Source organism: Bradyrhizobium sp. LjRoot220 (assembly GCF_964252915.1).
Lineage (GTDB): Bacteria > Pseudomonadota > Alphaproteobacteria > Rhizobiales > Xanthobacteraceae > Bradyrhizobium.
The window spans coordinates 1,135,769-1,146,487 of sequence record NZ_CAXUPS020000002.1; the positions used below are offsets into that span (position 1 = coordinate 1,135,769).

Here is a 10,719-nt window from a genome sequence, read left to right on the forward strand (position 1 = left end):
ACAGGCCACGAGCGGATTCTCTGTATAGTGGGTTCCATGTTTAATTTCATCTTTTTGGGGAAACCGATGAAGCGCATTTTGATCACAGGCGCCGCGATTGCCACGCTGCTGACGACAAACGCATTGGCGGCTGATCTCGCGCCGCGGCCCTATACCAAGGCCCCGGTCGTCGCCGTCGTTTATGATTGGACCGGCTTCTATATCGGCGGCAACGCTGGTTACAGCTGGGGCCGCGCAAGCACCGACGGCACGCTGACGGGAACCCAGAATGTCAGCGTATTCCGTACTGCAGGTCCGGACCTTCTCAGTTCCACCAACACGGTCCTCGCAGCCTTGCCTTTGACCGGACGTGCGAACGTCGACGGCTTCATCGGTGGTGGACAGGCCGGTTACAATTGGCAGCGCGGAACCTGGTTGTTCGGCCTGGAAGGTGACATTCAGTATAGCGATCAGCGCGGTAGCGCCGACGTCTGTCTCGTCGCCGGATGCGCTGTTGGCACGGGCATATTGACGGCAAACTACAAGCTCGATTGGTTTGGTACCGTGCGCGGTCGCGTCGGTTTCCTCCCGACCGAGCGCATCTTGCTGTACGCGACCGGCGGTCTGGCTTACGGCCACCTGTCGGCGACCGCACCGCTGATCCCGCTGAGCTGGGGATCGACGCGCGCCGGTTGGACGATTGGTGCCGGCGCTGAGGCCGCCATTGATCGCAACTGGTCGGTCAAGCTTGAATACCTCTACATGGATCTCGGAGACGTCGGCAGCAGCGGTGCGTCGGCCACAGGCGTCGTGAACCAGTTGAATACCCCATTGCTCGGCCAGAACACCGTAACCACCACAACCCTCACGTCCAGCTTCCGAACCAAGTTCACCGACAACATCGTGCGCGTCGGCCTGAACTACCGGTTCGGTGGCCCCGTCGTCGCCAAGTACTGAGCGGCAACGGCTACGCGATACAAAAAGCCCCGGTTTTCCGGGGCTTTTTCATGCGCCGAATTACCGGCATTTGGGGCGTTCCGTCAGACGACCCTGCGTTGCCTGAGGTCGGCGATCTCGTCCTTGCCAAAACCGAATTCGGCAAGCACTTCTTCGGTCTGTTCGCCGAACTCCGGCGGGCGTGCCGCCATGCTGCTTGGCGTGCGCGACAGCGTCACCGGCTGACCGACCAGCTGGATATGCCTGTTTTCGTCGTTGGGCACGTGTTGGGCGATGCCGAGATGCTTGACCTGGTCGTCCTCGAACATCTGGTCAATCGAGTAGATCGGGCCACAGGGCACGCCGGCGGCGTTGAGCTCGCTGACCCAGGTCTCGGTGGATTTCGTCTCGGTGAGCTTCCCAATGGCGGCATTGAGCGCGTCACGGTTCTTCGAGCGGGCGGGAGCGGTGGCGTAGTCGGGATTAGTGAGCAGTTCAGGCGCGCCGACCGCCTGCGCGCAGCGTTCCCAGATTCGACCGCCGGTGGTGGCGATATTGATGTAGCCGTCGGACGTCTTGAACACGCCGGTCGGAATGCTGGTCGGATGGTTGTTGCCAGCCTGCTTGGCCACGTCCTTTTCCATCAGCCAGCGTGCGGCCTGGAAATCCAGCATGAATATCTGGGCCTGCAACAGCGAGGTCTGCACCCACTGGCCCTCGCCGGAGACGTCGCGTTCCAGCAGCGCTGTCAGGATGCCAAGGGCACAGAACAGCCCGGCGGTGAGGTCGGCCACGGGAATGCCGACCCGCATCGGGCCCTCCCCGGGGGCGCCGGTGACCGACATCAGTCCGCCCATGCCCTGGGCGATCTGATCGAAGCCCGGCCGCTTGTGGTAGGGGCCGTCCTGTCCGAACCCGGAAATGCTGCCATAGACGATGCGCGGGTTGATCTGGCGCAGGCTCTCATAATCGATGCCGAGCTTGGTCTTGACGTCGGGGCGGAAGTTCTCGACCACGACGTCGGCTTTCTCGGCCAGGCGCTTGAACACCTCGAGCCCCTTCGGATCCTTCAGGTTGAGGGTCATGGCCCGCTTGTTGCGGTGCAAATTCTGGAAGTCCGAGCCCTGGCGCGGGCCGCCCGGCTGTTCGCCGGCCGCGTCCTCCAGCAGCGCGTCGATCTTGATGACATTGGCGCCCCAGTCGGCCAGCTGCCGCACGCAGGTCGGCCCCGAACGGACACGGGTCAGGTCGAGCACGGTGAAACGGGAAAGGGCCTGCGAAGCGCGCGGGGAGGGCATCAAGGTGTCTCCAGCCAACAGTTGGTCGAGGTCAAATTATCGGGGAAATGCATGGGCTTGTCATGCCATCATCGCGGATGGTGTCCGCGCCGGGATGCATAGCATATCGCGGCTCGAACATGTTGGGTTGCAGGTGCGCCGCAGGACACAAATCGCGAAAACAACCGCATGCAAAGAAACGATTGGGTCACCGCCCCGAGCACCCGTGCTGCATTGCGTCCGGGGGGCACGAGAGCAAAAAATGGTCCGTCGTCATGGCCCGACCCGATCTCATCTCACGCCTAGCGCGATAGCCGCCGCAACTCGGCTCGTGCCTTCGCTGCCAGGGGATCGTCCGGATGCCTTGCGATGAACAGCTCCAGGGCCTGAACCGTGTTCTGTCGCCGCGCCAGTTGATATTCTTCCTCCACCGCCAGCCCGGGATCGCGTGCGGGCGGCGTGGTCTTTTCGGCCGCCGTGCCGGGCTTTGCATCCGAAGCGATCGCCTTGGCCATGGAGAAGTGACCCTTCTGAAGCAAACGATCCGAATCCGGCAGGAAGATCGTTACAGCCAGCAGAGAGATCGTCAGCGCCCGCGCGGGCCTTTTGCCTAGCACATTTCGCATTCTGAGCCTGCGGCTTTATCAGCGATCCCGTATCGGTTGCTTGAACCTGCCTCGACCGCTAAATGGGCCTTGCTGCGGCGGAACCGCCGCTGGCGTTGGAATGTGCGGTTTCAGCCGACACCGTTGAGCGGTAATCGGGGGCGCACGCAAACGTTCCACCAGCTTAGAGCAGGGGCCACGAGAATGAGCGTCAATGTGAGAGTGGCGGACGACTAAAATGGTCCATGTGCAATATGGCTGCGGGCATAGCGCGCCGGAGGGTTGGCTGAATTACGACGCATCCTTCACCCTGCGCGTGGAACGCCTTCCGCTTGCTGGCCGGCTGGTCAAGAAGAACGCGCAGCGGTTTCCGGACAACGTCAGCTTCGGCGATATCGTCAGGGGGCTGCCTTTGGCCGACGGATCAGTCGATGGCGTCTATGCCTCTCATGTCCTGGAGCATCTGTCGCGCGCTTCGATGCTCATCGCCTTGCGCAATACCTACCGGATACTGCGTCCGAACGGCATCTTTCGCCTGATCGTTCCTGATCTCGAAGCGAGGGCGCGGAGATACGTTGCGGACCTGGACGCGGCGCGCCCCGACGCCAACGATCGGCTGCTTCGGTCAAGTTATCTTGGGGTCGAAGCCGATCCGAAGGGGCCGCTTGGGATTGCCTCCGAAATGTTCGGACGCAACAAGCATCTTTGGATGTGGGACTTTCCCGCCATGGCGGCGGCGTTGACCTCGGCCGGGTTCACGTCGATCCGGCGTTGCGAAATGGGTGACAGCGGCGATCCCGCATTTGCCGCCGTGGAACAGCGCGATCGGTTTTTCGATGAGCCGACCGGCATTCGTGAGTTGGCGGTCCACTGCCAGCGGCCCGCCGGCAGCTGAACTGCCGCTCGGGCTTTCGTGCCGGAAATATACGGCTCGCTGCCGACCCCAGGGCAAGTGCCGGTTGGCGTTCGCAGCTCAGCCGGGTAATAGCAAGCTGAGAAAACGGGATCGCCGGTTGTTGGCATGCGGCCGAGCTTCCCCGGGATGTTGGCTGCTGAACCTGCGGCCTTTTGAGCCTTGAGCATTGGAATCTGGTTGATGGACCAACACTTCGCTGAATCAAAGAAGCTCGCTGAAGACATCGAAGGCATGATGTCTCCATTTTCCATGGCGGTCGTCGACTCGCTTCTGGCCTTTCAGCAGCTCCGCGGGATCACTGGCGATATCCTCGAAATGGGGGTGTATCACGGCAAATCGGCCGCCATTCTCGGACGGCGCATGGCCGCGAACGAAACCCTGCATCTCTACGACATCGCCGACTATTTCGATCGAAAGAATCTGGAGCGGGTCGGCGTCGATATCAAATACAACATCGCCAACACGCAGCGGCTGTTCCGCTGGAATTTCCGGAAGCAGAAGAAATCGATCCGGTTCTGTCACATCGATGCCAGCCACATGTTCGACCCGACCGTCCATGAGATGGCCATCGCCGACTACGTCCTCGCCAACGACGGCATCGTATGTCTCGACGACTATACCAACCTGAATTATTCCCAGATCCTTGCCGCTACCTTCAAATATCTCTTCACCAAGCCGACCAACCTGACGATGTTTCTGGTGACGGCCGAGAAGGCCTATCTCTGCCGAAAGAGCGCCTTTCCGATGTACGGCCAGTTCGTTCTCGACCAAATTCGCGCGGAAGTATCCAGACGCGGCGTCGACCCGTGCCTCGCCAGAACGGACGCAACCAGCAATTATCGGGCGTTCTATCTGCGCGAAAAGGAAGCTGGCGAGACCGACGATATCTACGGACGCTCGATCTACGGTCATTTTTATGAAAAGCCGTGAGGCGCAGCCCCTCCGCCAGCACGTTCACGCACCAGCAGAAAATGGTCCATCGTCACGGCGGGCCTGATCGCATTCCGCTCTGGTTTGTCGGGACGGGACTGTCGGGCTTTTCCGGTCCAGCAAGCCAAAGCGGCAGCCCCTCCGCCAGCACCGATTTCAATTGGGCGAGCGAGTGCTGATCGGCATAGCTGTTGAATCTGAAGGCATCGGCCTTGCCTATCGCCAGCTGTTCCAGCGCCGCAAGTATTTCCGTGGCATCGTTGTCGCTCGCCAGCCCGATCCCGTGGGCCAGAATGCGTTCTCCCATCAGTGAATTCCTCGTCGCCAGAATCGGGCGCTGAAGTCCGGCGGCCTTGGTAAGCGAGTTCGACGAACTATTGAAGCCGCTATAGACGGCATAGATGACATCACAAGCGGCGACGAGGCTGTTGTAATCGCGCTCGTCCGCCATGTAGCCATCATGGGTGAGGACGTTCTCGGGCGCTTGCGCGTAGAAATTCCGCAATTGCGGTTCGTTGTTTCCAAAGCTCTGCCAGTAGACTTCGCCGACCAGCGCGAAAAAGAACCGTTGTGGATCGGCCTTCGCGATGACATCGAGCAGCGTCATGATCCCCTTGTGGGGGGCAATCGTGCCGATCTGGAGGATGATCGTGCGCCCGGCGGCACGCTCTCGAATTTGTTGCGCAACCGGCGGCAACTCACTGGCCAGCTCCAGATCGGCGACATCAGGAACCAGCAGGAATTTCAGGCGCGGCACAGCTTTGGCGTATAGATCGGCGGCATCCGGCACCAGGAACACGCCGCCCCGCGCGGTTCTCGATTCAAAATACCTCTCGATACGCGCGTCGGACGATTCTCTGAGCCGCGGATGAAACCGAATGCCGGCCCATGGCCAGCCGCCGATCGTGTCCAATGCGACGACGTTGGCTGGTCCCTCTGCCATCAGATCGAGATACAGGAAGAACACCAGGTCCGGTGGCTTGCCGCCCGCTATGGTGACGGCCTTCTGCACGCAGCGGAGCAACGCACTGAACATGATGCGGCCCGCATCGGGAAACAGAAACTGCCGCAGCACACGCGCCCCGGGGATACGCGCCAGCTGGCTCGCAGTCGTCTGCTTCAGCTTTCTCCATCCGCCGCGCGCCGATTCCGGAACGAATCGGCGGGCAATGCGCCGCGGCACCACGATAAGCCTGCGCAGGATCCCAATGGCGCTCTCTTCCTTCCAGACCAGCCGGGCCCGCTCGATGGCGCTGAGGCGCGCGCGCGTTACATCCTCCTCGACTCGAATTTCGGGCGGCGTTGCCGAAAACGATACAAACGAAAAGCGCGATTGATCGACGTTGCTTCTTGTCAGGTATTCGGAAGTCCCGCCGTCCGTGGCCGCGACCAGGATGACTCGATGCCCGAGTTCGAGAAATGCCCGCGAATAGAGGCGCGCGTAGGCGTCGAGATGGCCCTGGCCCGAAATCGAGTTGACGAGGAAAATGGACTTCATAGGGGTGTTCGTATGCGGTTGCTCCGCTGGCTGCAAGCAGCAGAGCGCGCGTCCATTCCCGCCGCAGTTCCGATCGGTCGTTGTCGGGAGCGTGTTGCAAATGAAGTCTGTGGATGGCGGAAAACGGCGGACAGCATTCGTTTCGTCGGAAGCCCTGCGCAAACGACGCCGCGACATTCCAGGATTGTTTTCCGCCATTGGCAATCGGCTGATAATTAGGCGCGCGATGTGCGGGCAAGCCTGGTCGCCGACGTCGTGTCGGCAGAATCAAAAGCGCGCCGCCTGGGGCGAGGCGCAAGCCCGACTTGGAATAGTTTTTCCCAAAACTTGGTTAAAAGTCTAATCATCGCTCAAAAAATCACATAACCCAGTTGGGTTATGCCACAACTTGGCCGTCAAATCGCACGCCGCGCGTTTGTGAGCAAATACAACTAGTTATGTTCGTATTCCATGCGGTCGTCGCAATCATTAACAGTCGACCGTTCATATTAGTGTTAATTTTCCGTGACTTATTGCATTCCAAGATGATTACTGGAATCTTACCGGCACAGGAAACACCTCCGGACTAATCGGGGGGCAGGGGTTGGCGATGAGTTGCGTTTGGCGTGCGGATCTTCCGCGCGCACTAGAAATTGTGTGCGGTTTTGAGTCGGCTGGTTCGCTCCGTTGGGAGCGCGTCGCCGGAATTTCCGAACATTTCAGGATTCTTTTCAGGCTCCGCGCGCGGCGTTAATCGCGGCGGGGCATTTTTTTGCGTGTGGAGTACTTGAATGATTTTGTCCATTGATTGCTTCGACTGCGCGCGCCGCCAGGTCCGACAGCAGCAACCGGGAAGTTTGATCCGGTCTCGCACCACGATTCTTCAAACTAGCACTCAGCAAAAATCATCACGTTGATCAGCGGCGCAGCGGCCTGAACAGGTCGTCGGCCGAATTTTTATTGGGACGCATCAGCGTCCAAGGGAGAAATCAAAATGGCTAATTTAACGGTTGGCACCGGTGGCACCTATGCAACGATTCAGGCGGCGATCGACGTCGCGGCCGACGGCGATGTGATCATTGTCAGCGCGGGCACCTATAATGAGGACCTGATCATCAATGTGGGCGTCACGATCCAGGGCGCCAATGCCGGCCTCGACGGCAGCGGCGTCCGCGGCGCGGAAACCATTATCACGGGCCAGTCGTCGATCACCACCAGCTCGCAGGTGACGATCGATGGCGTCGAATTCCTCGACGACAAGCCGCTCACGTCGCTGACGTCGGGCGATAACTTCGTTGCGCTGAAGATCCTGACTCAGGCGGCCACAGTAACGGGCCATGTGATCGAGAATTCGATCTTCATGCGCGATCCGAGCTCGACCACCGCGCCTGGATTCGATGCCAACACGTTCAAGGGCAGCGGACTTCAGCCGACGCATCGCGCGATCGAGATCGCCAGCGTGGGCGCGGGCACCGCGATCACGATCGAGAACAATCTGATCACAGGCGGAAATCCGTATCCCTATGCCGGCGACGACTGGCGTTCGGGCGTTTATTCCAACGGCGGTGCCGGCGACACCTACATCCAGAACAACACTTTTGAGAACACCCGTTCGGGCATCAACGCGGACAACTTCGCGCCAACCGTCCACATCACCGGCAACTCGTTCGACCATTCCGGTACAGGCATTGCCGTCGGCGTCGGCTCTGACGTCGCCAACGTCACCAGCATCACCAACAACGTTTTCGGCGTCGGCGTCGACAGCGAGTTCAATTTCCGCAACCTGACGACGGGCGTGACGTTCGATGCCGAGGCGACCGGCAACAGCCTGTCGCCGGCCGCGGTAGCGGCAAACGAAACCTTCTACATCCAGGCCGGAAGCGGGAGCGACCACGTCTCGGGCACCAGTGGAGACGATGTTTTTGTCGCGGCTGCCGGCGACGGCAACGATTCTTATGATGGTAGCTCTGGCATCGATACGGTCAATTATTCGCCTATCAATGGGGCGGGCGCCCAGATCATCGTTAACCTCGCGAGCGGAACAGCCAATGGTTCCGCTGCCGGTTCGGGATCGGACACCTTCGTGAGCATCGAGAACGTGATTGGCACTCAGCTCGGCGACTCGCTGACGGGTGACATCAACAACAACCGTCTCGACGGGCAGGCTGGTGACGACGATGTCCGTGGCGCCGACGGCGACGACACGCTGATCGGCGGTGCAGGCAATGACGATCTGCGCGGCGGCGCAGACGACGATACGGCAATTTTTGCAGCGACTGCTGCAGACGGAATCGCGACCCAGGCAGGCGGCGTTCTCACGATCAATGCCGGCACCGACGGCACGGACACTGTGCAGACGGTCGAACATCTCGTGTTCCTTGGCGCCGATGGCGTCGCAGGTGGCACAGGCGCGAATGAAGACATCACCATCGATGTCGATGCCAGCGGCAATGCGCAGGTCTATGCGCTCGACGATTCCGGCAACGCGGTCGAGGATGGCGCCAGCGCCAGCGGCAACGTGCTGACCAACGACATCAATATCGACCAGGGCGTGGGCGATGAGAAGATCGTGACCGCCGTGAATGGATTGGGCGGCGGCGTTGGCAATGGGGTGTCGGGGTCTTACGGGACTCTGAATCTGTCTTCCGACGGCAGCTATACCTACGTTCCGACCAGCGCGGTTCAATCGCTCGGTGTGGGCGATCTCGTGACCGATACGTTCACCTATGACGTCGACGACGGTTCGGGCAACCCGGCCACGGCCAATCTCGTCATCACCATCACCGGCAGCAACGACGCGCCGACGGTCGATGTCGGCGGCGCTGCCACCGGTGTGTATGCGGGCGGCGCGCTGGACAATGTCGTGACGGCGGACGTTGCGGCCAACAACAAGTTCGAGCCGGTGCAGCAGATCGACGTCGCGGCGATGCTGGCGTTGGATCCGACGACGATCGACATGGACGCGGTGCTGACGGCGATCCAGGGCCAGCTTCCGGCTGGCTCGGGCCGCGCCGATGCGATTGCGATCGTGTGGGATCACATCGACGACAACTACAGCTACTACAACACCTACATCAACACGGTGTCGGCATTCCTGTCGATCGAGTACGCGAACTATCTGGAAGGCGGCGGCAAGCCGCTGCTGGACGTGATCGTGAAGTACACACCGGACGGTGGCGATGCCGGCACGGCGCCGGATCGCGTGCAGTCGCTGCATGACAATCTGCTCGGCAACCTGTCGAGTGGCGGTCTGCTCGACAAGCTGAGCACCAGCGGCAGCAATCCTGCGCCGAACGAGGCGTACTATCAGGCGATCCTTGCCAAGCTTGCCACCGAAGATATGTCCGACCTGCTCACCCGCCCGTACTACAGCGGCAACGAAGGCTCAACGAACAACGCGCTGGCGTTCGACCAGGCCAACGGGCTTGCCGGCGGCGCCAGCCAGCTGGTGGCGACGGATGTCGACGGCGACACGATGACCTGGAGCGGCAACGCCAACGGCACCTATGGCACGTTCGCGATCGCCGCTGACGGCAAATGGACCTACACGGTGGACAACGCCCGTGCGGAGACCAGGGCGCTGGCGGAAGGCCAGGCGGTGACCGAGAGCTTCATCGCGACGGTAACGGACCAGAACGGCGCGACGGCGACCCAGACCGTGACGGTCACGGTCAACGGCTCGAACGATATCGCCCAGCTCGGCTTCAACCAGGGCTTTGAGTCGGATTCCGCCGGGATTCTGTCTGGCATGGTCGCCGGATCAGATCGCGGTACGATTGTGCGCGTTGCCTCGCAGCTGTCTGCAAACGGCACGACCGTAACGGCGGCCGATGGCGGCCAGTTCGCTGTTCTCACCGACAACACGGTCAATGGCGGCGCTGGCGGTTCGACAGGTGCGTTCACGCGGTTCGACGGCTATCGCAGCACCTTCACCGATGGCCTGACCTCCGGCGTCAAGGTTTATCTCGACACCAGCTGGGCGGATAACCAGGGCTTCGAGTACTCGGTTGCGGCCAACGGCGCGGACGGCAATCATCAGCGCGACTTCGTGTTCCACGTCGTCAGCGAGGGGTCGGGTACACTTTACGTCGGCGGCAACAACAATGCCGGCTTCAACTCGAACGATCCGGCCGCGAACTCGGAAGAGATCACGCAGAGCGGCTGGTACACGCTGCAGCACGTGTTCCACGATGTCGGCGGCGTGCTCTCGGTCGACCTCAACCTGGTCGCCGAAGACGGCACCGTGACGCACATCGCGACGTTGTCCAGTCCGCTGGATACGATTCCGGCGGAAGTGGGTGGCAACCGCTACGGCTGGTTCACCTCGATCAACGTTCCCGGCGGCATCGCGGTCGACACCGTGACGCTGGGCGACACCATCGGCCGCGTCGTCGAGGACAGCGGATCATACAGCGTCGACGGCCTGCTGCCGTTCAGCGATGTCGATACACTCGACACGCACGACGTCGAAGTGGCGCCGTCATCCGTGGGCTATCTCGGCACCCTGACGGCTGACCTCACCGAGGCGACGGCGACCCATGGCGGCGCCGTGACCTGGAACTACACGGTCGACAATGCCGACATCAACCACCTCGCAGA

General features: G+C 61.1%; 7 protein-coding genes. 4 read left to right on the top strand and 3 right to left on the bottom strand.

All coding sequences use genetic code 11. From position 1 onward, the window contains the following. Nucleotides 1-36 precede the first annotated feature (36 nt). Nucleotides 37-936: an outer membrane protein gene (locus tag ACSQ84_RS14055; RefSeq protein ID WP_436212235.1), complete on the top strand. Its 900-nt coding sequence runs from the start codon at nucleotides 37-39 to the stop codon at nucleotides 934-936. 83 nt (nucleotides 937-1,019) lie between these two features. Here the strand turns inward: ACSQ84_RS14055 and ACSQ84_RS14060 are convergent, their stop codons facing one another. Then, nucleotides 1,020-2,213 (bottom strand): CaiB/BaiF CoA transferase family protein, encoded by a 1,194-nt coding sequence (locus ACSQ84_RS14060; protein ID WP_436212236.1) that lies wholly within the window; start codon nucleotides 2,211-2,213, stop codon nucleotides 1,020-1,022. A gap of 281 nt (nucleotides 2,214-2,494) precedes the next feature. Further along, nucleotides 2,495-2,818, bottom strand: a complete 324-nt coding sequence (locus tag ACSQ84_RS14065; protein ID WP_436212237.1) for a hypothetical protein — start codon at nucleotides 2,816-2,818, stop codon at nucleotides 2,495-2,497. A 217-nt stretch (nucleotides 2,819-3,035) separates the two neighbouring features. Between ACSQ84_RS14065 and ACSQ84_RS14070 the strand changes: the two genes are divergently transcribed. Then, nucleotides 3,036-3,692, top strand: a complete 657-nt coding sequence (locus ACSQ84_RS14070; protein ID WP_436212238.1) for a class I SAM-dependent methyltransferase — start codon at nucleotides 3,036-3,038, stop codon at nucleotides 3,690-3,692. A 201-nt stretch (nucleotides 3,693-3,893) separates the two neighbouring features. Then, nucleotides 3,894-4,643, top strand: a complete 750-nt coding sequence (locus ACSQ84_RS14075) for a class I SAM-dependent methyltransferase (RefSeq protein ID WP_436212239.1) — start codon at nucleotides 3,894-3,896, stop codon at nucleotides 4,641-4,643. A 52-nt stretch (nucleotides 4,644-4,695) separates the two neighbouring features. Here ACSQ84_RS14075 and ACSQ84_RS14080 read toward each other — a convergent pair whose 3' ends face one another. Further along, complete coding sequence (locus ACSQ84_RS14080; RefSeq protein WP_436212240.1) at nucleotides 4,696-6,339, bottom strand: hypothetical protein; 1,644 nt, start codon at nucleotides 6,337-6,339, stop codon at nucleotides 4,696-4,698. 775 nt (nucleotides 6,340-7,114) lie between these two features. Between ACSQ84_RS14080 and ACSQ84_RS14085 the strand changes: the two genes are divergently transcribed. Beyond that, nucleotides 7,115-10,719: beta strand repeat-containing protein (locus ACSQ84_RS14085; protein ID WP_436212241.1), on the top strand; the 3,605-nt coding region annotated here is incomplete at its 3' end.